Origin of the sequence: Corynebacterium sp. HMSC056F09 (genome assembly GCF_001815785.1) — a bacterium.
In the GTDB taxonomy this organism is placed as follows: Bacteria; Actinomycetota; Actinomycetes; order Mycobacteriales; family Mycobacteriaceae; genus Corynebacterium; species Corynebacterium hiratae.
Genome location: NZ_KV821945.1, coordinates 1 through 25,415 on the forward strand (window position 1 = coordinate 1; position 25,415 = coordinate 25,415).

Genomic DNA, 25,415 nt, shown 5'->3' on the forward strand with positions numbered 1-25,415 from the left:
CGTGTCCAAAAACTCCATAGACATCACAGTACTAGGGCTGGAGGTGCAGCATGCCCCTTCATTCTCAGGAAGTCCTCCAACCCATGTCAGCGCGGAGGCACTGTGCCAGTCACCGGCGTGTGGATGTTAATCGACGGGTGAAAGCTCGAGTATCTCGCAAACGGCATCCATGTGTCCGGCGTGCCTGGATACTTCGGCCAGTAGGTGGGACAACACCCAGTCGACAGTGGGGTGCCTGCCGTCCTCGTCAGCTTGGGATGCAGGCTCTCCCGGTGGATACGTTGCAAGCAAAGACAAGGCATCTTCCCACTCCTGTCGAAGGGCATCGACGAAGGTCTCGACCGTGACCTCGGGATCCGCGTTCCAGTCTTCATGTGGAGAGTCGTCGGTCCACGGGACCGGAAGATCGGCGCCTACCACAACATTTGCGATCCAAAACCGGATGACGTACCGCTGATGGTTCAGAAGTCCCGCAACGGTCCAGCGACTACGGAGGGGAACGTGTGTCACGCCTGAGCGATCTACCTGAACGGCCATGTCGACGATCGAGTCGAGTTGGCGCTGGATCTGATCAGTCAGCTCAGAATAGGACTTTGGTGTGGTGGGCATGTGCAGGAGCCTGCATTCTTAGGACTCTGCAGTTAGACGCCGCACGGCTTCGCGGATGACCTCGGGACGCTTGCAGAAAGCAAAGCGCACCTTGTGCTGCCACGGTTCCGGGTTGTCCGTGAAGGCGGCCAGCGGGATGGCGGCTACGCCCTTCGTTTCGGGCAGCTGCATGCAGAAATCGATGCCGTTTAAACCGGTAGAGGAGATATCGGCAACCACGTAGTAGGTGCCGCCGGTGTCATGCACGTGGAATCCCAGCTGCTTGAGGCCCTCCACAAGGATGCTGCGGCACTCTGCAAGCTCAGACACCATGCCGTCCAGCCATTCCTGTTCATAGCGCAGTGCATGGGCCACGGCCGGCTGGAAGGGCGTGGTGGAGACGAAGGTGGTGAATTGCTTGGCTTTGATGACGCCGTCGAGAAGCTTTGGCTCCGCGATGGCCCAGCCGGTCTTCCACCCGGTGCAGTTGAAAGACTTGGCGGCAGATGACACCGTGACGGTGCGCTCAGCCATTCCCGGCAGGGAGGCGATGCTGACGTGGTCGGTGCCGAAGGTGAGGTTTTCGTAGACCTCGTCAGCTAATACGAGGAGGTTCTTTTCCACGCAGAGCTCGGCGAGCTCGGTGAGTGCTTCGCGGGAGAAGACCGAGCCGGTCGGGTTGTGCGGGGTGTTGATGATGACCATGGCGGTCTTGTCCGTGATGGCTGCGCGCACGGCATCGACGTCGATGTCCCAGCTGTTGCCGGATTCTTTCAAGGGGACGGGGATGCGGGTGGCGTCGGCAAGCGCGATGGCGGCGATGTAGGCGTCGTAGTAAGGCTCGAGGACAATGACTTCGTGTCTGGGCTCCACTAGGCCAAGCACCGTGGCGGTGATGGCCTCGGTGGCACCGGCGGTGACTACGACGTGATCCTGCGGCACGGAGTAGGTCTCCGCGATGGCGTCGACCAGGTCTGGGACCCCGCGTAGGGGAGCGTATTGGTTGTTGCCGCCGGCGATATTCTCCTGGGCAATCTCCAGCATGCGCTGCGGGCCGTCGCTATCGGGGAAACCCTGGCCAAGGTTCACCGCGTCATTCTCCACGGCAAGGGCGGTCATGGTGGCGAAGATGGTTTCGCCAAATTCTTGTAGTCTCTCAACAGTCATTTAGAGCACCAATAGATCGTATTTCGTAGCCTTCACATCGGTCAGACGCTTGCGTGCGCGCTCGAGGCGCTGCCACTGATCCTCCGGAATGGACTTGCGGGCAATCGTCACGGTTTCCGCATCCGGGGTGCCCCAGGCAATCGGCATGGGAGTGATCTGCTGCCAGTGGTCTTTATCGCTTGAGCTGCGCTGGCCGGAGACCGCGGCCACCGGGACCTTGGTGCCCACGGTGCGCTTAATACCCGGGATGTTGCTGACGGTGCGCAGGCACGCGCCCCACCGCGGCGGTGCCTTCGGGTCAACGTTGGTATTTACCAAAGCCATGAGGACCATGTCGCGCTCGTTGACCTCCGCGACGACCGCGGGGGCTAGCGGATAGGAGTCGTAGAGCTTCTGGGCCGAGCCAACCTTGCTCGAAGCCAAGACACCGATGACGGCGCAAAAGATGCCGAAGAGCGCCATACCGACCGCCAGCGTGATGCGCCAGACGGCGTCGATTCCAAAATAGACGGCAATCGCGCCGATAATAAGCACGAGGCCCATGACGAGGCCGGAGTTGCGCAGGCGTGAGGAATCACGCAGGAGCTCGTTGTTCTTCTTGGCAAAGTCTTCGTTGACTTCAAACTTGAAAATCTTCATCAGCTCACAAGTCTACTTCGTCCACCAGCCGGTAGGCATAACCTTGCTCGGCCAAAAAGCGCTGGCGGTGCATGGCGTATTCCGCGTCGATCGATTCGCGCGCCACGAGAGTGTAGAAGGTGGCCTCCTGCCCGTCCTTCTTCGGGCGCAGCAGGCGGCCCAAGCGCTGCGCCTCTTCCTGGCGGGAACCAAAGGTGCCGGAGACCTGGATGGCCAGGGCAGCCTCGGGAAGGTCGATGGAAAAATTCGCCACCTTGGACACCACGAGGGTGGCCAGCTCGCCCTCGCGGAATTGCTGGAAGAGCTTTTCGCGCTTGGCGGTGGAGGTCTTGCCGTCGATTACCGGTGCGTTGAGGTGCTCGCCGAGCTCCTCCAGCTGGTCCACGTAGGCGCCGATGATCAGTGCCTGCTGGCCTGCATGTTTCTTCAGCAGCTTGTCGACGGCCCGCAGCTTCGCGCCTGCCGATGCCGCAATCCGGTAGCGCTCCCGCGCTTGTGCGGTGGCATAGAGCAGGCGCTCCTCCTGCGTCATGTCTACGCGCACCTCGACGCAGTCCGCGGTGGCGATATAGCCGGCGGTTTCCAGTTCCTTCCACGGCGCGTCATAACGCTTGGGCCCGATGAGCGAAAAGACATCGCCCTCGCGGCCGTCCTCGCGGATGAGCGTGGCGGTCAGCCCCAAGCGGCGGCGCGATTGCAGGTCGGAGGTCATACGGAAAACTGGAGCGGGCAAGAGGTGGACTTCGTCGTAGATGATAAGGCCCCAGTCGTGGGAATCGAAGAGCTCGAGCGCGCGGTATTCGCCCTTGGTCTTGCGCGTGACCACTTGGTAGGTGGCGATGGTGATGGGCTTGATCTCTTTCTTCTCACCCGAGTACTCACCAATTTCCTCCGGCATCAGGCTGGTGCGGCGCAATAGTTCATCGCGCCATTGGCGCCCGGCCACGGTGTTGGTCACCAGGATGAGCGTGGTGGCCTGTGCTTTGGCCATGGCGGCAGCACCCACGATGGTTTTGCCCGCGCCACAGGGCAGGACCACGATGCCGGAGCCACCGGACCAGAAGGATTCGGCGGCATACTGCTGATAATCCCGAAGCTCCCAGTCCACCTCCTCCGTGCTCAGCGCGATGGGGTGGGATTCGCCGTCGACGTAGCCGGCGCGGTCATCGGCGGGCCAGCTGGCTTTGAGCAGCTCTTGTTTGAGCCGCCCGCGTGCGGATGGCGGTACGGCGATGGTGTTGTCGTCAATGCGCGGGCCCAGAAGCTCGCTGACTTTCTTGGTGCGCGTGAGCTCCTCTAGGATGACGGGCTCGTCCGATTCGAGGATGAGACCGTGGGCTGGGTGGGCCAGCAGGCGCACGCGGCCGTAGCGCGACATGGTCTCGGCGACGTCGATCAGCAGCGCCTGCGGCACCGGGAAGCGGGAGTAGTTCTCCAGAACGTCGACGACTTGCTCGGCATCGTGCCCGGCGGCGCGGGCATTCCACAGGGCTAGTGGGGTGATGCGGTAGGTGTGAATGTGCTCGGGCGCGCGCTCCAGCTCGGCAAAAGGCGCGAGGGCTGCGCGTGTCTCGTTGGCTTGCGGGTGATCCACCTCGAGGAGGACGGTCTTGTCCGATTGGACGATGAGTGGTCCGGGCATGATGAGGCCTTTCTACTCTGGGCGTCAGGGAAAGATTTAATCCCTGTCGGCGAAGCGGACGGAGGAAATGCGGTGAACCGGGAAACGCACGGGTTTGCCCGCTGAGCCTAGGGCATCAATGTAGCCGCCTTCCACTGATAGTGGTTTCACGGTCACTGTGCGGAGATCGCCGCTTTTATCGGCATAGGAGATCACGATATCGGCGTGGAAGCGCGCGGCAGCGCGGGCGAGCGTGAGCGGATCTGGTTCTTCTTCCTTGTTCGCACTCGGGTTCTGCGCTGATGTCCGCAAGGTCTGCACAGCGTCATCCACCGAGGCGGGCTCGCGCTTGCGGGGCTTCGTACGAGGCGTGGGCAAAAGGTAAGGCTCGGGGGCGACGGCCAGGGAGGCGCCGGATTCATCCTCCGCAGTGGGGGAGAGGCCCTTGGCGCGTAGTTTCTCCAGCAGCTCGCCCACGCGCAGCTGGGATACCGCCACGGTGGGCGCGAGCAGGCGCAGGCCGGGGACTGAGGCGACGGCGAGTTCCAACAGCGCGGGGTCCTCGCTGCGGAGGTAGGAGAGCGCAGGACCACTGCGGAGGGTGCCATGGCGCTTGGCGACGTCCCCGATGGCAAACCCCAACGCCTGCGGCACGCCCGTCGGGGAATGCTTTTCCAAGAAGTCGGTCATTTCCTGGGTGGTGAGGCCCTGGTCCATGCCGCGGCGGATGGTGGACTCACTGATGCGGTACACGCTGGCTAGGCCCGGGGATTCGAGGTCTGCTAAGGATGCGAGGGTGCGGTGTGTGTCTGGCTCAAGGGGGCCGGGCACGAGGACGGTGAGGTCCTGCTGGATGATGAACTCGCTGACCGTCTCAGGAACGAGGCTGGTGGCCGCAGCGGAATCTCCCAGCACGCGGGTGGCCTTGCCCAGTGCCACCGCGCCGATCCATTCGGCTTCGGCGCGCAGCTTCTCGATGGTCAGCGTGCGCGTGTGGCTGGCAAAAAGTGGGGAGCGAAAGCGCAGGTCTTCCCAGAACTCCTCGTCGTCCAGCGCGACTGCGGAGTGTGCATAGACGCCGAGGACGAAGGCACGAAAGTGCGGCAGGCGGCGCACAATACTGTCTTCTGCGAGCACCCGGGTCTCAGCCCAACTGGCCCAAGGGGAGGTGCGCCAGGCGTCGAGAAGAATGCGCCACTTCTCCCCGAGATCGGCCTCGAGCCAGTCTTGGGACCCGGTGGTCGGGGCGAGGAAGTGTCCTTCCAGGCCATCCGGCTCGCCGCGGTGGAGAAGCCTGGCGTGGTGGCCCAAACAGATGAGTCGCGCGACCTCCTCCTTCTCCAGAGCGAGATCCTTGGCCAGCTGGTTGAGGGGGCGAACGCCGACCGAAGAATCCTTGAGCAGCGCTACCGGATGGCTTCCAAGCAACTCGATGAGCCGCTCCATGCCGCGCACGGCTTCCAGGCCAGCTGCGGCACCGGCGTCGTCCGCCTTGGGATCCGGCTCCGGTGTGCCGGCGCGCCCCGAAGGGGTGGTGGGGATGGGTGGGGTGGTATCACCAGCCAGCAGACGGGCAAGCGAGTGCGGCAGGCGCACCGAGTGTGCGTTGATGCGCTCCAGGAAACCTTTGGCCAGCAGGCGCTTGGCGGGATCCTCGGAGTTGATGTCTGGCTCGGTGTCGGTGGTATAGCCCATGCCGTCGCTTTTTCTTAGGGCATCGAGGATTCGGCGCTCTTCGGGAGCAAGCGTGGCTAGGTCCTTTTCATTGAATTCGACTTGGTTGCGCAGCGACCAGCCGGTGGGAAGCGAGCCCATGACGGCGGTGACGATGCGCACCTGGGGTGCGTCACCGAAGACGAGGCCGCGTTCCTTGAGCTGCCGTGTTACTTCAGGGTTGGTGTCTTCCACCATGTTGACCTCGCCGCCGCGGTGGGCGATGTCCTCCAAGGCAGCTAGCTGCTCGGCGTTACTTGCCGCCAAGGCATCCGCGACGTGCATCGGAAGTGTCAGACGCGAGGCCAGCGCGTCGAAGTCCTTCGGTGCGGGGGAGAGGACATCGCTGCGGTTACTCAGTAGGGCGCGCAGGTCCTCGTCGGGTAAGCGGCTGAGCCATTCGCGGTAGCTCTCGGTGACGCGGGCGCGGTTGGAGGGGGTGGTCATAATGGCGATCAAGCTTAGTAGTTAGTAGGCGGGGGAGGTATGGGGCCCTCGTTAAGTGAATAAGTTACTTTTTGCCGCGGGGTTTGGAATAATAAGAAGCATGTCGAATGAGAACAAAGGCTTCGTATCCCCGGCTTGGCCGAAGAACAGCCCCCGCGAGCACGCTATTACTGAACTTACTGCACCTTTTGCTGGTGCTTCCAGCCCGTACGGTGACGACCTGATTTTGCCGATGCCGGCAGAAAAGCTCAACTACGTTCACCCGTACACCCGCATCAACCGCTAAGTAGGCGCGCAGAAATCTGCGCTTCACTGAGCAGATGTGCCGAGCCTTGGCGGCTCGCTTTCAGCCCCTCCGAGAATGTTCTCCTCGGTGGGGCTATACGTGTTTGTAATGTACTTGCGCCTCAACTAGTTGGCACGGGCTTGGGCTTTAAGGCCGTCGAGCAGCGTATCGATGAGCTGGGCTTGTATACCTGATAGGTAGTCGGCGCTCACTGGTGTTCTGGGCAGCGGGCGGGTGATGAGACCGATGCCGATGTGAAGTTCGAGCGGGGGGAGGGACTCGGGGCAGAGACCTGCTTGTCGCGCGGGTTCGATAATCGGTTGGTAGATCGACTTCAGTTCAGCTTTGCGCTGGGCAGCGATCTCCTGCACGTCATCGTCTGAGAATGAGGCAGTATTCACCTCGGCTGCCGCTGCTTGAACAACCGCGGCGAAGTTAAGGCTGGCGATCCGATGAATAATATCGCGCCAGGTGCCTTCGGGATCCTCGTCGAAACCTTGTAGGTGGCTGTCCACCTCTTCTTTGATGTGTGCTACCTCCGCGCCGGTGACGGCATCGAGGAGGGAGAGCCGTTCGGGGAAGTGGCGTGAGACCGTGGCGACGCCCACGCCGGCTTTCTTGGCGATGGAGCGCATGGACACGCCCGGTCCCTCGCTGATGAGCAGCTGCCTGGCTGCTGCGACGATGGCTTGCTTGTTTTCTGCTGCGTCTTGTCTCACAGCTTGCATCATACCAAACGGAGCACTATGCTCCACTTTGTAAGTGAAACACCCTGTTCCGTTTGGAGGTTGGAAGTGTCAGCGGTGAAAAGTCAGGAAGGAAAGCAGCCATCGGTTGCTGTGAAATCGATAGTTGCCATTGTGGGGATCCCCGTCGTCATCGGCCTTATGCTGTGGGCGTTTTTGGCGCCCACCTTTGCATCGGGTCCGGCTGGCGTTCCGGTTGCCATTTCGGCGCCGGAGCCCATGCTCGAAGGTATCTCGCAGAAGATTGAGAGTGCGGCGGGGGATGAGGCTCCGGAGATCGTCGTGAAGCACAGCGAGGCCGAGGTGCGCGACGCGGTGCTGCAGCGTGAAGCTGTTGGTGGACTGGTCATCTCCCCGCAGGGCGCGAGTGCGTTCACCGCTGCGGGAAATGGTGCTCCCTACGTGACGATGATTGATGGCCTCGCTGGCCAGCTTGAAGCACAAGGAATGTCCGTGGAGAAGCAGGAGCTGGCGCCGACGACTGCGGAGGACCCGCAGGCGAGCGGTATCGCACTGTTGGGCCTGCCGCTGGCCTTTGGCGGGATTATTTCCGCTGTCATTGCCACCTTTGCATTTCGTGGCAAGAAATGGGTCAAGCTGGGGGTGCTCGTTGGTATTGCGCTTTTCGGCGGGCTCGTTGCTACGTGGATGCTGCACTCCGTCTATGGAACCCTCGGTGGCAGCTTCGCTGCCGAGTGGATGGCTATCGCTGCGGGCATCCTTGCGACGTCTGCGGTGACTGCAGGCCTTGCGGGGGTGATGGGTGCCGCGGGTATTGGAATCGGTGCCGTGCTGACTATCTTCTTAGCGAACCCGCTGTCGGGTCTGGCAACCGGCCCGTGGCTGCTGCCTGCCGGGTGGTCGACGTTGGGGCAGTGGATGCCCATCGGCGCGACGGGTCACCTAGTCCGCTCGCTGTCCTTCTTTGATGGGCAAGGCTTCGGCCATGCGTGGTGGTCTTTGGGTCTGTGGATCGTTGTTGGTCTGGCGATGTTGGCCTTCGATAGGTCGCGCGCTAAGGAAGGCGTAGCTGTTGAGGAAAAGGCTTAGTCAAAACTAAAAGAAGCTGGATGGAGAAAACCATCCAGCTTCTTTCTATGTAGTTAAAGCACTGCTTTTATGTGCCGTGCTTGCACCGCACGGCGCGCTGCTTAGCGTGCAGCCAGAACCTGTGCCACCGGGTCGATGACGTGGCGGTTAGCGGAGTAGAAGGCGTTGAAGTCGTGGCGGTTGGCCTTGTACTGCTCGGTGAAGGAAGCCGGGACGGTCAGGCCGTACTGGGTAGCGGTGTCCTCGATGAGGGTGTAGAGGGCGTCGACAGCCAGCTCGTCGGTGGGCTCCTCGGCAGCTTCCTGGACTGCCTTCGGTGCCTCAGCCGGTGCCTGCGGCGCGGTCTCTTCCTTTACCTGAGTAGCGGCCGCTGCCGGGGTAGCGTTCACGTTGCGCGGGGTCGGTGCGGAGTTCAGGCCCAAGCTAGCGGAGCAAGCCGGCCATGCGCCCCAGCCCTGCTGTGCCAGGGTGCGCTCAGCAACAGCGATCTGCTGCTCGCGGGTGGCCTGGTTGGCGGTTGGAGCGAACTCGCCGCCGCCGAAGGCCTGCCAGGTCTGAGCGCTGAACTGCAGGCCGCCGTGGTAGCCGTTGCCGGTGTTGATGGCCCAGTTGCCGCCGGACTCGCACTGTGCGAGGCGGTCCCAATCGGAATCCGGTGCAGCGGCAGCGTTCGGAGCCATGATGGCTGCGGCAGCGCCCACGGCAACGGTGGAAGCGGCAAACTTGGTGGCGATGGACTTGTTCTTAGCGGAGTGGCGTCCCATTAAAGTATTCCTTCTCTAGGTTGTTCTTGCTTTCTCGCGCCCAGATGATGCCCAGTCCGGCATGTAGTTTTGCAATTGATGTTCACGTTCATGCACATCATGTATGGCCGCCGTGTGGAAGCCCGGACTGTGTCTGGGGCGAGACTTCCACGACCGGCGGCCGAAGTGCCTGTGGGAAAGAGTAGCGGTTTATAACGAATCAGTCACGTTAAATGGCTCAAAACGATAACGGAAGCGGGGATTCCCCTACGTTTCCCCTGTTCGTGACGGGTGTGTTAGCTATGTCACACCTGTAACGGGTGTGGTGGTTGAGGCGATACCTATTCTTGGTTTCTTTGGTGGGGTGCGTGGAGGTTAAGATGTATCTCTTTATAAGTTCCACGGATAGTTCCTCCGCGCGGCAGCTTAAGTCACAACCACGCTTCGCCGCGCCTCCTTATCCCGGTATGCCGGTGCCTATCGGCAGGCAGGTGATACGGCCTAAGCTTTGGTAGAGGAGAGACGGAAAGAAAGTGAGTGAAGAACCATGCCTATCGGCAAAGTGAAGTGGTATGACGCGGACAAGGGCTTCGGCTTTGTCAGCAATCCCGGCGATGAAGACGTCTATGTTGGCCGTAACGTGCTGCCCAAGGGCGTTGATGAGCTGTACCAGGGCCAGCGCATCGAGTTCGATTTCGCCGCTGGTCGCCGTGGCCCGCAGGCGCTGCGCGTGAAGGTCCTTGATGCTCCGCGCCGCCGCACCCCGGCCCGCAAGCCGGAGGAGCTGTCGAGCATGCTTTCCGACGTCATGACGCTCCTCGAAACCCAAGTGCAGCCGGTGCTCAGCCAGGGTCGCTACCCGGAGCGCAAGACTGGTCGCCAGGTGGCGGAGATTCTGCGTGCTATTGCAAAGGATCTGGATAGCTAGGGGCCTACATTCTTAGGCCGATGACTGAAAAGTGCCCGACCTGCCAAAAGTACAGCTGATTTTGCAATGATCAGCCGTAAATTTGGCAGGTCGGGCACTTTGTCGATTGTAGCGGCGCGCGCTACATCGCGCGCCGCGGCGCGGCTACTTCTCCTCAGGAGCCTCTGCTGGAGATTCGGCGTCACCGGTGGCCTTGGATTCCTTGAGCTCTTCGTCGGTCATGGTGGATAGTGACCACACCGTGTGCATCGGGGTCTCTTCACCATTGGCATCGTGGCCAATCATGAGGGTGGAGATTTCCACGACCATCAGCTGCGGGCGCTCGCCGGTGGAAGCCTCAATCGGCGCGACGGAGCCGGGGATTTCGAGCGAGGTGGTTTCGTTGGCGCCGTGCGCAGTGCTGTCGTTGGCGGCTGGGTCATCGTAAATGGAGAGAACCGACCACTCGTGGTTATAGATGGCTTCGGGGATCTCCAGCTTCAGGGTGTCATCGGGCCCCACCGTGAGGTTGGGAACCTCGCCCTCCTCGCAGTCGGCGCCGGGCTCGCAGACGCTATAGGGCGCAACCTCCATCGTTTCATCACCCACCGTGGCCGTGATGGTGACGTCCTGCGGGTCGGGGCCCGGGCGGTCATTCCACCACTTCTGAAACATCACCACCGCCACGACGATCACCGCCACGGCGATAATGAGCGCCAGAAACTGCAGCAGTGACTTCTTCCTTGCTTGCTTCACGGTAGCCATGGGTGAGAATCCTACTCGAAGCGCACCCTGTACAGCTCATCCCAGAGCTTGCCGGTGATCCAGAACTCGTCGGTGCCCGGGATATGGGCGATGCCGTTGAGGACGGCGTTGGGATCGGCAGACGGGACATGGTTGAGGTTCGCGGTGTCAATCACCGCGGTGACCTCGCCGGTTGCGGGGTCGATGCGCAGGATGTCCTCGCTCATCCACACGTTGGCATAGACTGCGCCATCGACGCACTCTAGTTCGTTGAGGTTATCCACCGGCGAACCGTTGAGAGTGACCTCGGTGCGCGGGCCGAGCTCCTCAAAAGTCTGTGGGTCCAGGTGGCGCAGTGTGGCGGAGCCATCGGACATGATGAGCTCAGAGCCAGCGTTGCACAGGCCCCAGCCTTCGCCGTCATAGGTTGCGCGGTCGAGTTCGTTGAAGGTCTCGGCATCTCGCAGGAAGGCTGTGCCGGACTTCCACGTCAGCTGCCAGATACCGGTCTCGGTCTGCGTGATGCCCTCGCCGAAGAACGAGTCTTCGAGCGCGACCTCTTTCAGCGGGGCTAGCTCGCCCGGCTGGACGCGCATAAGGCGCGATTCGCCCTTCAGCCCGGTGCCGATGAGCAGGTGTCCGTCAGCGTCGACCTCGAGGCCCTGGGTAAAGGTGTCCGCTGGCAAGGGTGCGGTGTCCAGGGCGGTGACGCCGAGGCGCTCTGGGGAGCGTGCGCTTGGCGACGTCCCATCGCTACCCGCCGCTGTCGCCGTCGATGAGGATGCGCGCTCGTCTACAGCTTGGGAGGAACAGGAGGCCAGCGGTGCGAGCAGTACAGCGGCAGATAAAGCCGTGGCGAGCGCGCGGGCGGCGCGGGGGAAGTGTGGGAAGGCCATGACAGTCATTGTGCACGATGCTCGGGCGTGTGATTAATAATGGGAGGGTGACTCGCAAGAAAAAGATGCATTCCCCGCTTCTCGATTCGACGGCTGTCGACCTGGCGCGCCGGGCCGTGGAGGAGGTAGGAGAGGGGGACGTCGGTAAGCACCGGGGCGTTGCGGGTGTGGGCCGCAACGTGGCCACCCACCGTTTTGAGGCCCACGTTCCGGGATACCCGGGATGGGAGTGGCATGCCGTCGTCGCCTGCGCTGAAGGTTCCCGCACGCCGACCGTGAACGAGGTTGCGCTCGTCCCCGGCGGCCAGGCCCTCCAAGCCCCGGAGTGGGTGCCCTATTCCGAGCGCCTGCGCCCGGGTGACTTGGGCCCGGGAGACCTCATGCCGCCGGCGCCTGACGACGACAGACTGGACGGCGGGAAGCTCTCCGAGGCTGGCCTCAAGGAGGCCAAGGAGCGTTGGCGCAAGAAGTATGGGCCGAATACGGAGATGGCGGCGCAGGCCCAACTGCAGTGCAAAACCTGTGCTTTTTACCTCCAGCTGCTGCCCAATTTCGGCGTCTGTGCCAATGAATACTCCGCGGATGGAAAAGTGGTGCACGCCACCTACGGGTGTGGCGCGCATTCCGGTACGAGCGTCCGTGAGGAGGGAGCGGAGCAGGAGAGGCCCTTCGATGATGAGAGCCCTATCTATTAAAGAGAGCGGTTTTCGCCCCGCGCGCAGCAGCGATGCAGCGTGCGAGTTTTGCGTTTTAGTGCCCCGATGGAGCACCCTTAGCAGGTAAAACTTCATTTCTCTAGATAGAAGGGGCGCTCACTCACGATGAACGCAGCTATCGATCGCTATTTCAAAATCACCGAACGCGGATCCACCATTGGAACCGAGGTCCGCGCCGGCGTGGTCTCGTTCTTCGCGATGGCCTACATTATTCTCCTCAACCCTCTCATCCTGGGTACCTCCGCTGACTCGGCCGGAACCACTCTCGGAATCCCACAAGTCGCCGCCGCCACCGCGCTGGTGGCCGGTGTCATGACCATCGCCTTCGGCGTGATCGCTCGCTACCCGTTCGCCATGGCCGCGGGCCTGGGCATGAACACCTTCGTGGCCGTGACCATGGTCTCCCTCAACGGCCTGGAATGGCGCGAGGCTATGGGCCTGGTTGTCATCGAAGGCTTCATCATTGTCCTGCTGGCCATCTCCGGCTTCCGCCAGGCCGTCTTCGATGCCATCCCCGCCTCCATGAAGGCCGCGATGGGCGTCGGTATCGGCATGTTCATCGCGCTCATCGGTTTCGTGGACGGGCACTTCGTCACCCGCGTGCCGGATGCCGCGATGACCACCGTCCCGGTAAGCCTGGGCGTGAACGGCTCGATTGCAACCTGGCCTGCCTTCGTCTTCGTCGTGGGTCTGATTCTCTCCGCCTTCTTTGTCATTCGCCAGGTTCGTGGCGGACTGTTCATCGGCATCGTCATCACCACCATCATCGCCATGATCATCCAGGCACTGACCGGTTCCGAGGACTGGGGCATGGCCACCCCGGAGGTGCCCAGCTCCCTGGGCGGTCTGCCGGACCTGTCGATTGTGGGCCAAGTCGATCCGATTAGCGCCTTCACCAAGTTGGGCGTGGTCTCCACCGTCTTGCTCATCTTCACCCTGCTGCTCACCAACTTCTTCGATGCCATGGGCACCATGAACGGCCTGGGCAAGCAGGCCAACCTCGTGGATGAGAAGGGCAACCTGCCGGAGATGAAGACTGCCCTGGTGGTGGAAGGCTTTGGCGCCGTAGCTGGTGGTGCCGGTTCGGTGTCCTCCAACACGGTGTTTGCGGACTCGGCGGCTGGTATCGGTGACGGCGCCCGCACCGGACTGGCCAACGTTGTGACCGGTGTGATCTTCTTGCTGGCCATGTTCCTCACCCCGCTCTACGAGATCGTGCCGATCGAGGCGGCGGCCCCCGTACTCGTTATCGTCGGTGTGATGATGGCGGCACAGCTCAAGGACATCGAGTGGAACCGCATGGAGGAGGCCATCCCGGCCTTCCTCACCATCGTGGTCATGCCTTTCACCTACTCCATCGCCAACGGTATTGGCGTGGGCTTCATCGCTTATGCACTGATGGCCACCTTTGCCGGTAAGGCTAAGAAGGTGCACTGGATCATGTGGCTCGTGGCGGCCCTCTTCGTGGTCTACTTCGCCATGGATCCCATCAGCTCGCTGTTGGCATAGCCCGCCTAGGGGGAGCAGCTGGCCCTGCGCCTAGACTAGGGCCCATGCGTTTTGTCATCGATGACCCCACAGACCCTCGCCTGGACGATATCCGCGATCTCAAGCACGCGGATAAGTCCGGCGAGGGTTTTGTCTTTGGTGAGGGCCCACTGTGCGTGGAGCGCCTGCTGGCCTCCCGCTTCCCGGTGCGCTGCATCATCGGCTTTGAGGCGAAGCTCGACACCTTCCTGGCGAACCATGATGTCGGGGATATCCCCGTCTACCAAGTAACCCGACAGACTTTGGGGGAAGTCACGGGCTTCGATATGCACCGCGGGTTGGTTGCCGCAGCCGACCGCGCGGAAGCTTGGACCGTGGACGAGGTCCTCGAAGGTGCTCGCACCCTTGCCATCATGGAGGGCGTGGGCGACCACGAAAATATCGGCTCGCTCTTCCGCAATGCTGCAGGCATGGATGTTGACGGCATCCTCTTAGGCTCGGGCGCCGCGGATCCGCTCTACCGCCGCTCGGTGCGTGTGTCCATGGGGCACGTTCTGCGCTTGCCCTGGGCGCGTTTCGACGGCGGTTTTACCACCTGGCAGCGCGGGTTGGAGAAGCTGCGCGAGCAGGGCTTCCGGCTGGTGTCGCTGACCCCGCATCCGGATGCCGTGCACATTGCTGATGCGTTAGAGGGCGCGGACAAGGTAGCGCTGCTGGTCGGTGCGGAAGGGCCGGGCCTGACTGAGCACGCCATGCGTGCGACCGACGTGCGCGCCCGCATCCCCATGGCGGAGGGCACGGATTCCCTTAATGTGGCGACGTCGGCGGCCATCGCCTTCTACGAGCGCCAGCGCTCCCACAGGTTCCGCGAGGTCGATACCGCGTAGCGCCGCACCAAGCCGCCGAGGTGCTTGGCCGTGCGGATGATCTCTTCACCGGTGGATTCCGGCTCGAGGTCGTACTCTTCGTAGTCGTCATAGTCATTGAGCCCCAGCTTCGACACTGAGGTGGTGGTTACCTCGGCTACGCTGCGGCGGGGTGGGGGAGTATCGACCTTGGGCTCGGGGCGCCCGTCGGTGGCATAGCCTACGACGTCCACGTCAGGGCCGTCCGCGCCGACCTCGATGCCCAACCAGTATTCCTGGGCCGCCTCGGTGATGTTGAGTGGCTCAAAGGGAAGGGAAATCCCACCCACCGGCTCATCCATCTCCCCGGCCCAGAAAGGGGCCTCGAAGGTTTCGGGCAGACCATGGTCCTCGTAGAGGTTAAAACGCGTCCCGCACAGCGACCGGCGCAGGCGGCTGCCCGTCCAGTGGGCGAACCCGGCATAGCCGGTCTCCGGATTGGAGGCGAAGGCGTAGATTTCTGTGGCAGGCACGGCCTCGCGCAAGGTGCGGGACAGCTGGGAGAGAGTCAGCTGATCATCGTGGATGATGGTTTGCACCACGGTCACACCGGGATAGCCGCCCACATAGAACTCGCTCGCGCCGGGCTCGGCGGAACGGTTGAGAGGGAATTGCCCGATGGGAGTCACCGGCAGTGCGGGATTGAGCTGAGCGAGGAACTTGCGGCCGAAGCCGCGGTCGGCCTTGGGCTCGCCGCGGAGGACCTCGGCGGGGTCGGCGGCGGTGACGTACCAGAGAGTGAGAACGGCGCTTTGTGTATCCACGGCAGGCTACTCGCGGGGGCGCTTAGTGGAGGAACGAACGCCGAGCAACACATCCTCCCAGTGAGGGGTGACGGCCTTACGGCGGCGCTTGGTGGGCTTAGGCTCCGGATCCGGGTTTTGGAGGAAGTCCTCGTCCACCCCGGTGTCCTTCTCGTCCGTCTGCTGTGTGGCCTCCTCATTAGAAGAGTCCGTGCCCGCATCGGCTGCACTCTCGGCGGGGTGCTCCCCACCGTGCGGGGAGGGAAGAACGGAAGGCTCGGCGTATGCACCGGCGTCTGACTCGTTAGCGGCGTCATCGCCGCCGGTGTAGGAGGACAGCTCCGTCACGCCAGGGGTGCCGGCGCGTGCGGCTTCGTTGACCTCGCGGCCCTCAGCGTACTCCCGCCCGTCGATGGCTTCGTCGTAGCGCTCGCCGCGGCCCACGGAGGTCAGCGACCGCACCGGCTGCACGAAGTCCGGGTCGGTGAGGTCAGCGGCCACAGAGTTGCGTGCCTCCACCGTGGCCGGGGAAGACATGGTCTGTTTGAAGGTCCACTCCGCCTCGTTGGCGGACAGGCCGGTCTTCCACGTGATGCGCAGAATCCACGGTTCGCCTTGGTGGCGGTAGGCATCCCACGTCGCCTCTGACAGGGAGTGCCCGCGCGCGGCAAAGGCGGTGGCCAAGATCTCCCACAGTGTGAGCTTGGCTGGGCCATCCTCGCGGATCGGGTGGGCCTGCTTGGCGACGTCCGCGATGCGCGCCCGCTCCAAGAGCACCGGGTGCGCGAAAGGTTCGATGCGGGATTCTGGAACGTTGAGCTCCTCGGCGATCTCCGCAGCGGAAGCACCGGCGCGGATGCGGGCCTGAATCTCGTTGGGGCGCAGGCGGATTTCTTGTGCCTGCGGTGCAGGCTGGCTCTGTGGGGAAGAAGGCGAGCCACCAGAGGCAGGCATAACGGTGCGCAGCCCGGTGGAATGGTCTTGCTGCGCGGAGGCGGGGGAGGAGTCGCTTGCCTCCTCGTCGGTGTTTTCTGCGTCCTGCTCCGCCCCCTCGTTCTCGGAAGCGGGTTCGGCGGAATCGGCGGGAGCGAGAAGCTCGCGAAGCTCGTCGGTGACCTCGAGGAAGAACTCCTCACCATCCTCGGCCCGGAGGACGAGCGAGGTGTCAGTTGAGTCGCTGGGTGCGAGGAAAATCTCGCGCATGGTGGGCGCTCCTTAGCCTGGTAGCGGACATGTGATGAAGTCCACTTTACCCAGAACATGCCCCGAACTCTGGCAAGAGCGCGGGGCATGTTGTATGCCGCAACAAATGGCTGCAATAAATGGTGTGGTGCGGCATGCCAAGTTAGGGGGCGCGGGTTAACGGTTATCCAGAACGTAATCGATAGCCTTGGTGAGCTTGGTGACATCCGCGGAGTCTATCGCCGGGAACAGGCCCACGCGCAGCTGGTTGCGGCCGAGCTTGCGGTAAGGCTCGACGTCGAGAATGCCGTTGGCGCGCAGCGTAGCGGCCACTGCGGCGGCGTCGACAGAGTCCTCGAAATCGATGGTGCCGACCACCAGGGAGCGTGCCGACGGTTCGGCCACGAAGGGGGTCGCCTCCGGGCGGGACTCGGCCCAGTTGTACAGAATGGAGGAGTTCTCCGTGGTGCGCTTGACCATGCCGTCGAGACCGCCGTTGGCGTTCATCCACTTCACCTGGTCCTCCAGCATGAGGAGCGTGGCGACGGCCGGAGTGTTGTAGGTCTGGTTCTTGCGGGAGTTGTCTACCGCAGTCTGCAGGTTGAGGAAAGCCGGGATGAAGCGATCGGAGGAGTTGATCTTCTCGATGCGTTCCAGGGCTGCCGGGGACATAGCAGCCAGCCACAGGCCGCCGTCGGAGGCAAAGCACTTCTGGGGTGAGAAGTAGTAGACGTCAGCATCGGACATGTTGACTGGCAGGCCGCCGGCGCCCGAGGTGGCGTCGATGACAACAAGCTGCTCTGCGTTATCGGGGTTGGGGCGGGCTACCGGAACCATAGCGCCGGTGGAGGTTTCGTTGTGGGCCCAGGCGATGATGTCGGCGCCCTCGGCGTCGGCAGCCTTCGGGTCTGGGGCGGTGCCAACCTCGGCTTCGGTGACGAGCGGGGCGTCGAGCCAGGGGGCTCCGGCAGCGGCTTTAGCAAATTTAGAGGAGAATTCGCCGAAGCTTAGGTGCGCTGATTTCTTCTCAATCAGGCCGAAGGTTGCGGCGTCCCAGAAGGCGGTAGCGCCGCCCAGGGAGAGGACAATTTCATAGCCCTCTGGCAGCGCGAACAACTCGGAGAGCCCCTCACGGATGGAGCCGACGAGATTCTTGACGGCTGGCTTGCGGTGCGAAGTTCCAATGATGGTGTCAGCACCGGCGGTGATTGCCTCAATTTGGGCGGGACGGACCTTGGACGGCCCGCAGCCGAAGCGGCCGTCGGTAGGGAGGAGATCTGCTGGCAGGACGAGTTCTGAGTTGCTCATGTGGGCAGTGTAGCCTAGTTTCGTTCGCGCACTAGATACTTTGCCAGGATTGCCAATGTTGGCAGAGTCACAAGTTTTGCTAAAGTGTGAAGAGGTTTAGTCTTGTTGCGCCGGCCTTGGCCGGCGTTGAACATTGAGGAAAGGAAAACACGTGGCATCTGAAAACAACAAGGTTGTACTGCAGTACCCCGGTGGCGAGTACGAGATGGACATTAAGCAGTCCACGGAGGGTGACTCCGGCTTCGATATCGGCAAGCTCCGTAACGAGACCGGCCTCGTTACCTTCGACCCGGGTTATGCGGCTACTGGTTCCACCGAGTCCAAGATCACCTTTATTAACGGTGAGGAAGGCATCCTCCGTCACCGTGGCTACGACATCGCGGATCTCGCTGAGAACGCCACCTTTAACGAGGTGTCCTACCTGTTGATTAAGGGACACCTGCCGACCGAGGACGAGCTGTCGAAGTTCAACACTGATATCCGTCACCACACCCTGCTGGATGAGGATTTTAAGGCCGCCTTCAATATCTTCCCGCGCGACGCGCACCCGATGGCCGTTCTTGCCTCTTCCGTTAACATTCTCTCCGCTTACTACCAGGATCAGCTCAACCCGCTGGATGAGAAGCAGCTGGATAAGGCAACCGTCCGCCTGCTGGCCAAGGTGCCGATGCTGGCCGCTTACGCTTACCGTGCATCCCAGGGCAAGCCCTACATGTACCCGGATAACAAGCTGAACGCTCGCGAGAACTTCCTGCGCATGATGTTCGGTTACCCGACTGAGGAGTATGAGGTCGACCCGATCGTGGCCAAGGCTCTGGATAAGCTCCTTATCCTGCACGCTGACCACGAGCAGAACTGCTCCACCTCCACCGTTCGCATGATTGGCTCCGCGCAGGCCAACCTGTTCGTCGCCATCGCCGGTGGCATCAACGCACTGTCTGGCCCGCTGCACGGTGGCGCTAACCAGGCCGTTCTGGAGATGCTTGAGGATATCCAGAACAACCACGATGGTGACGCTACCGACTTCATGAACCGCGTGAAGAACAAGGAAAAGGGCGTTCGCCTCATGGGCTTCGGCCACCGCGTGTACAAGAACTACGACCCGCGCGCGGCCATCGTCAAGGACACTGCTCACGAGATCATCGATCACCTGGGCGGCGACCCGATGCTGGATCTGGCCATGAAGCTCGAGGAGATTGCGCTGAACGACGACTACTTCGTCTCCCGCAAGCTCTATCCGAACGTCGACTTCTACACCGGCTTGATCTACCGCGCCATGGGCTTCCCGACGGACTTCTTCACCGTCCTCTTCGCCATCGGCCGCCTGCCGGGCTGGATTGCTCAGTACCGCGAGCAGCTTGAGCTCAACACCAAGATCAACCGCCCGCGCCAGATTTACACCGGCGAGACCCTGCGTAAGGTCACCCCGCGTAGCGAGCGCTAAACAGTAACCTCAGCGGCGGTCTTCCACAGGCTGCCGTGGCTTAGCGTATAGCCCATACGCTGCATTTCTAGGGCCGAGCCCCACATCTCCGCTTATACTGGAGGGCGTTGTGGCTCGGCCTACGTGTATGCGGCCAGCAAAGAAGAAAGTAATCCAAGGAGGATAATCCCCAATGGAAAAGCCCGTAATTGAGCCGGCAACGGAGCCTGCTCCCCAGGACCTTGTCATCGAAGACATTGTGGTGGGTGACGGCGCCGAAGCCCAGCCGGGCGGCTTCGTTGAGGTTCACTACGTTGGTGTTGACTATGAGACGAACCAGGAATTTGACTCTTCGTGGGGTCGTGGCCAGTCCATCGAGTTCCCGCTGACTGGCCTCATCGCCGGCTGGCAGGAAGGAATCCCGGGTATGAAGGTGGGCGGCCGCCGCAAGCTGGTCATCCCGCCGGAGAAGGCTTATGGCCCGGCTGGTGGTGCACACCCGCTGTCTGGCCGCACGCTGACCTTCGTTATCGATCTCATCCGCGCCTAGCGTAGAAGGGCATAGCCCTTTCCGTTTCCCGAAACGACGCCCTTACCGGCCGTGCACTAGAGCACGGCACACATTGGTGAGGGCGTTTCGCGCGTTTTCGTCTGGGTTGAAGGACGCGAGCCGCCATTTTCCGCCACACAGCGCGCGGGAGTGCGGCACAATGGAGGGCATGAGTGTCCCACAAACTACGTTCAATGATGACCGCGAGATGCCGCTGCTGGGTCTCGGCACCTACAAGATGCGCGGGGAGGATCTCGTCCGCTCCGTGCGTGAAGCCATCGACCTGGGCTACCGCCACTTCGATACTGCCACCCTCTACGAGAATGAAGAAGAGCTAGGCCAAGCGCTCAACGCCGCTATGAAGGCTGGCGACGTGACCCGTGATGAGCTCTTTATTACCAGCAAGGTGTGGCACGACCACCATGGCAAGGACAAAGTGGGCCAGGCCTTCCGTGAGTCCCTGGACAAGCTGCAGCTGGATTACCTTGACCTGTACCTTATCCACTGGCCCTGGCCACAGGGCGGGTTGTACGTGGAGACCTTTGAGGAGATCGCCCGCATGCAGGGCATGGGGCAGATTGCATCGATTGGCGTGGCCAACTTTTATGAGGAAACTCTGCAAACCCTGATCGATGAGACTGGTGTCGTTCCTGTCCTCAATCAGGTTGAGTTGCATCCGGGCTTTACGCAGCCGGAGCTGCGTCAATTCCACGATAGCCATGGCATCGTGACGGAGGCGTGGTCGCCGTTGGCCCGCGGCATCATCCTCAATAACCCAGAAGTTATGGCCGTGGCCGAGAAACACGATATTACTGCTGGCCAAGCTGTCCTGGCGTACCTGTTGAGCAAGGGGATTTCGGTCATTCCGAAGTCCAGCCGCCGCGAGCGCTTGGAGGAAAACTTCGCTGCCGCGAAGGTTGAGCTCACTGCAGAGGATATTGCGGCTCTCGACGCGCTTGATGGCAAGGAAGGATTTGGCCGCATGTTCAAGGACCCGCGTGAGTTTCCTGGCGCCTAAAGCTTGAACACTTAGGGGACGCGTTATGCGCCCGTGAGCGATGGAGCCCGTCTTCCGCACCGTGCTCTTTCTTCCTTCAATATTGGGGAAGAGGAGTGGGGGTGCTGAAGGCGGGCTTTGTTGTGTTCCTGGGGGTGGAAATCGGCAGGGGAGGGCAGTGAAGATCTGTTAAAAACCCTGTGAAGTTTCGGTTTGCTAAATTAGATTCCCTCTTTGAATTCTCCTGTGGGGGTGTTAGCGGTGAGCTGAAAATGCCTTGTAGATGCAAGGAGAGGGGGTAGCAAAAGTGTGTGTTATTAACTTTTCTTGGCAGGATTTACAACCTTGCAAGAGTGGTTAGGTAACTTACTGTGCAAGGCAAAACGTGATTGAAGACACTAACTTTTGTCTCTCACCGCGGTTTGTGGAGAAAAGACCCTTTGTAAGGAGAGCGACATGACTGACGCACCTGCTTCGATTAACTCGCGCCGCGAACCAACGCCGCAAGAGTTCGTCGAGATGCGTGATAGCTCGCAGTTTTCTAAGCTGCGCGGCACATACCGCAAGTTCACCTTCCCCATGACTGTGGCGTTCTTTGTGTGGTACGTCCTCTACGTGCTGGCCGCCGTTTTTGCGCCAGACTTCATGGCTATTGAACTTGGGGGAGGCTGGAACGTCGGCCTCATCTTCGGCCTGGCCCAGTTCCTGACCACCTTCATCATCACGTATATCTACGTCAATTACGCCAACAAGAACATCGAGCCGCAGGCAGCGGCCATTCGCCAGGAACTGGAGGGCTAAACAATGCAGACCATTACCTTGGCCGCAGCGGAATCCTCCGCCGGCAACCCGATTCTGAATATTTCAGTCTTCGCGGCGTTCCTTGTTGTCACCATGTACGTGGTGCTGAAAGCCGGAAAGTCCACCAAGGAAGCCTCTGACTTTTACACCGGCGGCGGTAGCTTCTCCGGCCGGCAAAACGGCCTTGCTATCTCTGGCGACTACCTGTCCGCCGCATCCTTCCTGGGCATCGTGGGTGCCGTGGCGCTCAATGGCTACGATGGCTTCCTTTACTCAGTGGGCTTTTTCGTCGCCTGGCTCGTTGCGCTGATGCTCGTCGCCGAGCCAATGCGTAACGTCGGCCGTTTCACCATGGCGGACGTGCTGTCCTTCCGTCTCAAGCAGCGCCCGGTGCGCGTGGCGGCGGCGATTTCGACCCTGTTTGTGTCGTTGTTCTACCTCATTGCGCAGATGGCCGGTGCCGGCTCCCTGGTTGCCGTGCTGCTGGATATTCATGAGTTCAAGTGGCAGGCCGTCGTCGTCGGCATCGTGGGCATCCTCATGATCGTCTACGTTCTTGTCGGTGGCATGAAGGGCACGACCTACGTGCAGATGATCAAGGCCGTGCTCCTGGTCACCGGTGTGGTCATCATGTGCATCCTCACCTTTGTCTTGCTGAAGGGCGGCTTCAGCGCCCTGTTTACCCAGGCGATTGATATGCACGCTAATTCCGAAGCAATCAAGGAAGGCGGCTACGAGGCTTCCCAGATCATGGAGCCGGGGCTGAAGTACGGCAAGAACCTCACCACGAAACTCGACTTCATCTCCCTGGGTATTGCCCTCGTTCTCGGTGTTGGTGGCCTGCCGCACGTTCTCATGCGCTTCTACACGGTGCCGACCGCGACCGAGGCTCGCCGCTCCGTTACCTGGGCCATCGTCATCATCGGTGCCTTCTACCTGATGACCCTGGTTCTGGGCTACGGCGCTGCCGCCCTCGTTGGCCCGGACCGCATCCTCGCCGCACCGGGCGGTGCGAACTCCGCGGCCCCGCTGCTGGCGTTGGAGATCGGTGGCTCCATCTTCATGGCGGTCATCTCCGCGGTGGCCTTCGCTACCGTTCTGGCTGTTGTCGCCGGCCTCGCCATCACTGCTTCGGCTTCCATCGCGCACGATATCTACCACTCCGTCATCCGCAACGGTGAGTCCACCGAGGCTGAGCAGGTTCGCGTTTCCCAGATCACCGTGGTCGTCCTGGGCATTGTCTCCATCATCCTGGGCATTCTGGCCATGACCCAGAACGTTGCCTTCCTGGTGTCCCTGGCCTTTGCCGTGGCTGCCTCCGCCAACCTGCCGACCATCCTGTACTCCCTGTACTGGCGTCGATTCAACACCGCAGGTGCCGTGGCGTCGATGTACACCGGTGTTATCTCCTGCTTGGTACTCATCTTCCTGTCCCCGGCAGTCTCCGGTACCCCGACCTCGATGTTCCCGAACGCTGACTGGTCCATCTTCCCGCTGTCCTCCCCGGGCCTGGTCACCATCCCGCTGGCCTTCTTCGCCGGCTGGATCGTTTCCATCATGACCCCGCCGGACAACCTAGAAGAACTGTCCGCCGAGATGGAGGTTCGCTCCCTGACCGGCGTGGGTGTTGAGGCTCCGGTGGACCACTAAGCGCCACCTCAAGCACTACATTCCAGACGGTAGCGGGTAGACTCTAACCTCGTGTTTTACCCGCAGCCTCGTTATAGGGCGGTACCAGCGCGTGCTGGTGCCGCCCTTCTGGCGTGCGTGCTCGGTGCCACGGCCCTTGTTGCGTGCTCGCCTGCGAATGAAGAAGACTCCACGGTGGGGCGCCCAACGCACACCAGCACGGCTACTCCCGGCCCCATCGCGCATAAGAAGGGCGATCCACAACTCGCGGCGGTAGAGGACACCGTGGGGCAATTCCTCAAGGGCGATGACGAGAAGTCAATCACGTACTACCGCATTGAGACAGGCATGCACATGGGCTCACCCACCGAGCACCAGCCGCGCTATGCGCTCAGCCTGATCAAGCTTTACATCGCCGCCTACGTGCTCGAGCACGGTTCCTTCGAGGACAAGTATCTAGCGCTGGACATGATTGCTGATTCTTCGGATGAGAGCGCCGGGAAGCTCTTTGAGAAGTACCCGCGGTCCATCGATGCAATCGCCAAGGAATATGGGCTGGACTCTACGTCAGCGGGGGAGGATTGGGGTCACTCGATGACCTCAACCTATGACGTGGTGCGCTTCATCGTTCAGCTCTTGGAAGATGATCCGACGCACCCAGTTTTGGTGGCGATGTCTCACGCCGATGCCGTCTCAGCCGATGGCTACCAGCAAAACTATGGCACCGCGAAGCTCAGTGACGTCGTGGGATCAAAATGGGGCTGGTCGGACAGTAAGGACCGACACTCTTCGGTGTCTTTTGGGGAGAACTTTGTTGTGGCTGCCTCCATCGAGGGCTCTGCCGAGGAGCTTACGTCCTACGTGCGCAAGGAAATCACGGGTAAGAACCTCGTGAAGGGAAACAACTTGAACAAAGAGGCGCTGGCCCATCCTGGCGCTAGCACCACGCGCTTGACGACGTCTACCGCTGCCCCCTCCAGCACCTCAAAGCCAGCGGCGTCTACAGAATCGCCGGCACCGGCGTCATCGACCACGTCGTCGTCCTCCAAGCCGTCTTCTTCGGCAACGAAGACAACGGCGGCGCAGTAGAAACCAGCGCCGCCGCGTGTTGATTAGCCCATGGACTTGCGCACGGTGTTGAGGATATCCACCGCGCCGCGCACCTGGTCATTGCTAATGGAGGAGCCGGCGATGGTGATGCCATCGCCGCTGACGCTGGAGCCGCGCCCGGTGGGATCCGGCAGGGAAACATTGGGCAACGGGATGTCGTCAGGCACTGCCGGGATGTCCTTGACCTTTGGCGGCTCCACAGCACCATCGCCCGGGGTCCACTGGCCCCAGTCGTTGGCATATACGGTGTTGATATCGCACGTAATGCCGTCGATAGTGGCTTGATTCTTGGCCTTCTGGTGGATGGTGGTGCGCGGGTGGAGCTTTCCGCCAGAGCCCCAGTCGTGCATCCAGTAGAACTGGCCGATGCGGTCGGCAACACACCAGTCGATGACGTTGTAGTTGCCATACACGCCAGTCTGGTAGCCCGCGGCGCTCAGCGCTGCGGAGAAGGCCTTGAGGTAGGGGCGGATCTGGTTCTCGTACTGGGCGCGGGTGGGATTGTCATCGATGGCAATGTAGATGGGGCGCCCGGTCGGCCCGCCCGCAGCCTTGTGGATGGCGATGGCCTGCGGCGCATGGACTGCGGCGCCCGCAGCGCCGTTGAGCCAGTCCGCAGTTTCCGCGCGGCCAAACTGGTAGATGGAAGCGGTCTTGAGGCCTGCCGCTGCGTTGGCCTTGGTCTCCGCCAGGGTGACAGGCTTGCCCTTCATCCATTCGGCGCCGGGGCGGCGTTGGGATACGTAGCGGATGGCGCCGAGGTGGCCGGCTGCCTTGATGGCGCGGGCGGAAGGAACACCGGCAGAGAAGTCGATGATGGTGCCCAAAGCTGGGCCCACGGCGAGAGCGGCGGGCGCCTGGCTACCGATGGCACCGGCGGCCAGCGTGAGGGCACCGGCCTTGAACAGGGAACGACGGGACAAGGACATGGTGTGAATTCTCCTAGGGAGGCGGTGAAGAAGAAAGTTTCCGCAATCACTTTAGTCACAATGGTTAAAAATTGCACCAGGGGTAGC

25 protein-coding genes are annotated in these 25,415 nt (G+C 61.7%); 12 read left to right on the forward strand and 13 right to left on the reverse strand.

Features of this window, described 5'->3' with window-relative positions; genetic code table 11:
* Positions 1-126: 126 nt before the first annotated feature.
* Genes HMPREF3056_RS08115 through HMPREF3056_RS08135 form a run of 5 tightly spaced genes read right to left on the reverse strand, consistent with a single transcriptional unit; the run spans position 127 to position 6,175 of the window.
* Positions 127-609: a mycothiol transferase gene (locus HMPREF3056_RS08115; RefSeq protein ID WP_070701502.1), complete on the reverse strand. Its 483-nt coding sequence runs from the start codon at positions 607-609 to the stop codon at positions 127-129.
* Positions 610-627: 18 nt separating this feature from the next.
* The gene (locus HMPREF3056_RS08120; RefSeq protein ID WP_070510507.1) at positions 628-1,755 is read right to left on the reverse strand and encodes an aminotransferase class I/II-fold pyridoxal phosphate-dependent enzyme; all 1,128 of its coding nucleotides are present in this window, start codon (positions 1,753-1,755) and stop codon (positions 628-630) included.
* Positions 1,756-2,394, reverse strand: coding sequence for a DUF3239 domain-containing protein (locus HMPREF3056_RS08125; protein ID WP_049154135.1), 639 nt, complete (start codon positions 2,392-2,394; stop codon positions 1,756-1,758). It abuts the gene before it with no gap.
* 4 nt (positions 2,395-2,398) lie between these two features.
* A complete protein-coding gene (locus HMPREF3056_RS08130) occupies positions 2,399-4,036 on the reverse strand; it encodes a DNA repair helicase XPB (protein ID WP_070754525.1) in 1,638 nt (545 codons plus the stop codon).
* A gap of 36 nt (positions 4,037-4,072) precedes the next feature.
* Positions 4,073-6,175, reverse strand: a complete 2,103-nt coding sequence (locus HMPREF3056_RS08135) for a helicase-associated domain-containing protein (RefSeq protein WP_070754526.1) — start codon at positions 6,173-6,175, stop codon at positions 4,073-4,075.
* Between the two features lie 100 nt (positions 6,176-6,275).
* Between HMPREF3056_RS08135 and HMPREF3056_RS08140 the strand changes: the two genes are divergently transcribed.
* Positions 6,276-6,461 (forward strand): hypothetical protein, encoded by a 186-nt coding sequence (locus tag HMPREF3056_RS08140; RefSeq protein WP_010187772.1) that lies wholly within the window; start codon positions 6,276-6,278, stop codon positions 6,459-6,461.
* Positions 6,462-6,586: 125 nt separating this feature from the next.
* Here the strand turns inward: HMPREF3056_RS08140 and HMPREF3056_RS08145 are convergent, their stop codons facing one another.
* Complete coding sequence (locus HMPREF3056_RS08145; protein ID WP_232745347.1) at positions 6,587-7,189, reverse strand: TetR/AcrR family transcriptional regulator; 603 nt, start codon at positions 7,187-7,189, stop codon at positions 6,587-6,589.
* A gap of 111 nt (positions 7,190-7,300) precedes the next feature.
* Between HMPREF3056_RS08145 and HMPREF3056_RS08150 the strand changes: the two genes are divergently transcribed.
* Positions 7,301-8,257 carry an ABC transporter permease gene (locus HMPREF3056_RS08150; RefSeq protein WP_232745344.1) on the forward strand — a complete coding sequence of 319 codons (957 nt, stop codon included), beginning with the start codon at positions 7,301-7,303 and terminating at the stop codon, positions 8,255-8,257.
* Between the two features lie 101 nt (positions 8,258-8,358).
* On the opposite strand, the gene HMPREF3056_RS08155 is transcribed toward HMPREF3056_RS08150, so the two are convergent.
* A complete protein-coding gene (locus tag HMPREF3056_RS08155; RefSeq protein WP_070754527.1) occupies positions 8,359-9,021 on the reverse strand; it encodes a resuscitation-promoting factor Rpf1 domain-containing protein in 663 nt (220 codons plus the stop codon).
* Between the two features lie 526 nt (positions 9,022-9,547).
* Between HMPREF3056_RS08155 and HMPREF3056_RS08160 the strand changes: the two genes are divergently transcribed.
* Complete coding sequence (locus HMPREF3056_RS08160; protein ID WP_070517013.1) at positions 9,548-9,928, forward strand: cold-shock protein; 381 nt, start codon at positions 9,548-9,550, stop codon at positions 9,926-9,928.
* A 144-nt stretch (positions 9,929-10,072) separates the two neighbouring features.
* On the opposite strand, the gene HMPREF3056_RS08165 is transcribed toward HMPREF3056_RS08160, so the two are convergent.
* Together HMPREF3056_RS08165 and HMPREF3056_RS08170 are read right to left on the reverse strand one after the other, a co-directional pair.
* Positions 10,073-10,672: a DUF2771 domain-containing protein gene (locus tag HMPREF3056_RS08165; RefSeq protein ID WP_070545055.1), complete on the reverse strand. Its 600-nt coding sequence runs from the start codon at positions 10,670-10,672 to the stop codon at positions 10,073-10,075.
* 11 nt (positions 10,673-10,683) lie between these two features.
* Positions 10,684-11,556 carry a glutaminyl-peptide cyclotransferase gene (locus HMPREF3056_RS08170; RefSeq protein WP_070754528.1) on the reverse strand — a complete coding sequence of 291 codons (873 nt, stop codon included), beginning with the start codon at positions 11,554-11,556 and terminating at the stop codon, positions 10,684-10,686.
* Positions 11,557-11,612: 56 nt separating this feature from the next.
* Between HMPREF3056_RS08170 and HMPREF3056_RS08175 the strand changes: the two genes are divergently transcribed.
* The 3 genes from HMPREF3056_RS08175 (at position 11,613) to HMPREF3056_RS08185 (ending at position 14,638) form a co-directional block, all read left to right on the forward strand.
* Entirely contained in the window at positions 11,613-12,242 is a 630-nt protein-coding gene (locus HMPREF3056_RS08175) for a DUF3027 domain-containing protein (protein WP_369799711.1), read from the forward strand.
* Positions 12,243-12,368: 126 nt separating this feature from the next.
* The gene (locus HMPREF3056_RS08180; RefSeq protein ID WP_070754529.1) at positions 12,369-13,772 is read left to right on the forward strand and encodes an NCS2 family permease; all 1,404 of its coding nucleotides are present in this window, start codon (positions 12,369-12,371) and stop codon (positions 13,770-13,772) included.
* 44 nt (positions 13,773-13,816) lie between these two features.
* A complete protein-coding gene (locus HMPREF3056_RS08185) occupies positions 13,817-14,638 on the forward strand; it encodes a TrmH family RNA methyltransferase (protein ID WP_070754530.1) in 822 nt (273 codons plus the stop codon).
* Here HMPREF3056_RS08185 and HMPREF3056_RS08190 read toward each other — a convergent pair.
* The 3 genes from HMPREF3056_RS08190 to serC all read right to left on the reverse strand — a co-directional run bounded on the left by HMPREF3056_RS08190 (position 14,590) and on the right by serC (position 17,889).
* Complete coding sequence (locus HMPREF3056_RS08190; RefSeq protein WP_070754531.1) at positions 14,590-15,420, reverse strand: DUF6928 family protein; 831 nt, start codon at positions 15,418-15,420, stop codon at positions 14,590-14,592. The genes HMPREF3056_RS08185 and HMPREF3056_RS08190 overlap by 49 nt on opposite strands.
* Before the next feature lie 6 nt (positions 15,421-15,426).
* Positions 15,427-16,602, reverse strand: a complete 1,176-nt coding sequence (gene sepH / locus HMPREF3056_RS08195; protein WP_070754532.1) for a septation protein SepH — start codon at positions 16,600-16,602, stop codon at positions 15,427-15,429.
* Between the two features lie 156 nt (positions 16,603-16,758).
* Positions 16,759-17,889 carry a phosphoserine transaminase gene (serC, locus tag HMPREF3056_RS08200; RefSeq protein WP_070545057.1) on the reverse strand — a complete coding sequence of 377 codons (1,131 nt, stop codon included), beginning with the start codon at positions 17,887-17,889 and terminating at the stop codon, positions 16,759-16,761.
* A gap of 151 nt (positions 17,890-18,040) precedes the next feature.
* Here serC and HMPREF3056_RS08205 point away from each other — a divergent pair, with 151 nt between their 5' ends.
* From HMPREF3056_RS08205 to HMPREF3056_RS08230, 6 genes are all read left to right on the forward strand, one after another.
* Positions 18,041-19,333, forward strand: coding sequence for a citrate synthase (locus HMPREF3056_RS08205; RefSeq protein ID WP_083306669.1), 1,293 nt, complete (start codon positions 18,041-18,043; stop codon positions 19,331-19,333).
* A gap of 172 nt (positions 19,334-19,505) precedes the next feature.
* Positions 19,506-19,862: an FKBP-type peptidyl-prolyl cis-trans isomerase gene (locus HMPREF3056_RS08210; RefSeq protein WP_010187736.1), complete on the forward strand. Its 357-nt coding sequence runs from the start codon at positions 19,506-19,508 to the stop codon at positions 19,860-19,862.
* Positions 19,863-20,022: 160 nt separating this feature from the next.
* A complete protein-coding gene (locus HMPREF3056_RS08215; protein ID WP_070754533.1) occupies positions 20,023-20,880 on the forward strand; it encodes an aldo/keto reductase in 858 nt (285 codons plus the stop codon).
* A 435-nt stretch (positions 20,881-21,315) separates the two neighbouring features.
* A complete protein-coding gene (locus tag HMPREF3056_RS08220) occupies positions 21,316-21,660 on the forward strand; it encodes a DUF485 domain-containing protein (RefSeq protein ID WP_070529440.1) in 345 nt (114 codons plus the stop codon).
* Between the two features lie 3 nt (positions 21,661-21,663).
* A complete protein-coding gene (locus HMPREF3056_RS08225) occupies positions 21,664-23,310 on the forward strand; it encodes a solute symporter family protein (RefSeq protein ID WP_070754534.1) in 1,647 nt (548 codons plus the stop codon).
* A 51-nt stretch (positions 23,311-23,361) separates the two neighbouring features.
* Positions 23,362-24,378, forward strand: coding sequence for a hypothetical protein (locus tag HMPREF3056_RS08230; RefSeq protein ID WP_070517032.1), 1,017 nt, complete (start codon positions 23,362-23,364; stop codon positions 24,376-24,378).
* Between the two features lie 23 nt (positions 24,379-24,401).
* On the opposite strand, the gene HMPREF3056_RS08235 is transcribed toward HMPREF3056_RS08230, so the two are convergent.
* The gene (locus HMPREF3056_RS08235; RefSeq protein WP_070754535.1) at positions 24,402-25,328 is read right to left on the reverse strand and encodes a DUF1906 domain-containing protein; all 927 of its coding nucleotides are present in this window, start codon (positions 25,326-25,328) and stop codon (positions 24,402-24,404) included.
* Positions 25,329-25,415: the final 87 nt, after the last annotated feature.

Bases quoted from the DNA above. Each gene is read 5' to 3' on its own strand.
- HMPREF3056_RS08115 (WP_070701502.1), bottom strand. From the start codon at position 609: ATGCCCACCACACCAAAGTCCTATTCTGAGCTGACTGATCAGATCCAG.
- HMPREF3056_RS08120 (WP_070510507.1), bottom strand. From the start codon at position 1,755: ATGACTGTTGAGAGACTACAAGAATTTGGCGAAACCATCTTCGCCACC.
- HMPREF3056_RS08125 (WP_049154135.1), bottom strand. From the start codon at position 2,394: ATGAAGATTTTCAAGTTTGAAGTCAACGAAGACTTTGCCAAGAAGAAC.
- HMPREF3056_RS08130 (WP_070754525.1), bottom strand. From the start codon at position 4,036: ATGCCCGGACCACTCATCGTCCAATCGGACAAGACCGTCCTCCTCGAG.
- HMPREF3056_RS08135 (WP_070754526.1), bottom strand. From the start codon at position 6,175: ATGACCACCCCCTCCAACCGCGCCCGCGTCACCGAGAGCTACCGCGAA.
- HMPREF3056_RS08140 (WP_010187772.1), top strand. From the start codon at position 6,276: ATGTCGAATGAGAACAAAGGCTTCGTATCCCCGGCTTGGCCGAAGAAC.
- HMPREF3056_RS08145 (WP_232745347.1), bottom strand. From the start codon at position 7,189: ATGCAAGCTGTGAGACAAGACGCAGCAGAAAACAAGCAAGCCATCGTC.
- HMPREF3056_RS08155 (WP_070754527.1), bottom strand. From the start codon at position 9,021: ATGGGACGCCACTCCGCTAAGAACAAGTCCATCGCCACCAAGTTTGCC.
- HMPREF3056_RS08160 (WP_070517013.1), top strand. From the start codon at position 9,548: ATGCCTATCGGCAAAGTGAAGTGGTATGACGCGGACAAGGGCTTCGGC.
- HMPREF3056_RS08165 (WP_070545055.1), bottom strand. From the start codon at position 10,672: ATGGCTACCGTGAAGCAAGCAAGGAAGAAGTCACTGCTGCAGTTTCTG.
- HMPREF3056_RS08170 (WP_070754528.1), bottom strand. From the start codon at position 11,556: ATGACTGTCATGGCCTTCCCACACTTCCCCCGCGCCGCCCGCGCGCTC.
- HMPREF3056_RS08175 (WP_369799711.1), top strand. From the start codon at position 11,613: ATGCATTCCCCGCTTCTCGATTCGACGGCTGTCGACCTGGCGCGCCGG.
- HMPREF3056_RS08180 (WP_070754529.1), top strand. From the start codon at position 12,369: ATGAACGCAGCTATCGATCGCTATTTCAAAATCACCGAACGCGGATCC.
- HMPREF3056_RS08185 (WP_070754530.1), top strand. From the start codon at position 13,817: ATGCGTTTTGTCATCGATGACCCCACAGACCCTCGCCTGGACGATATC.
- sepH (WP_070754532.1), bottom strand. From the start codon at position 16,602: ATGCGCGAGATTTTCCTCGCACCCAGCGACTCAACTGACACCTCGCTC.
- serC (WP_070545057.1), bottom strand. From the start codon at position 17,889: ATGAGCAACTCAGAACTCGTCCTGCCAGCAGATCTCCTCCCTACCGAC.
- HMPREF3056_RS08210 (WP_010187736.1), top strand. From the start codon at position 19,506: ATGGAAAAGCCCGTAATTGAGCCGGCAACGGAGCCTGCTCCCCAGGAC.
- HMPREF3056_RS08215 (WP_070754533.1), top strand. From the start codon at position 20,023: ATGGAGGGCATGAGTGTCCCACAAACTACGTTCAATGATGACCGCGAG.
- HMPREF3056_RS08220 (WP_070529440.1), top strand. From the start codon at position 21,316: ATGACTGACGCACCTGCTTCGATTAACTCGCGCCGCGAACCAACGCCG.
- HMPREF3056_RS08225 (WP_070754534.1), top strand. From the start codon at position 21,664: ATGCAGACCATTACCTTGGCCGCAGCGGAATCCTCCGCCGGCAACCCG.
- HMPREF3056_RS08235 (WP_070754535.1), bottom strand. From the start codon at position 25,328: ATGTCCTTGTCCCGTCGTTCCCTGTTCAAGGCCGGTGCCCTCACGCTG.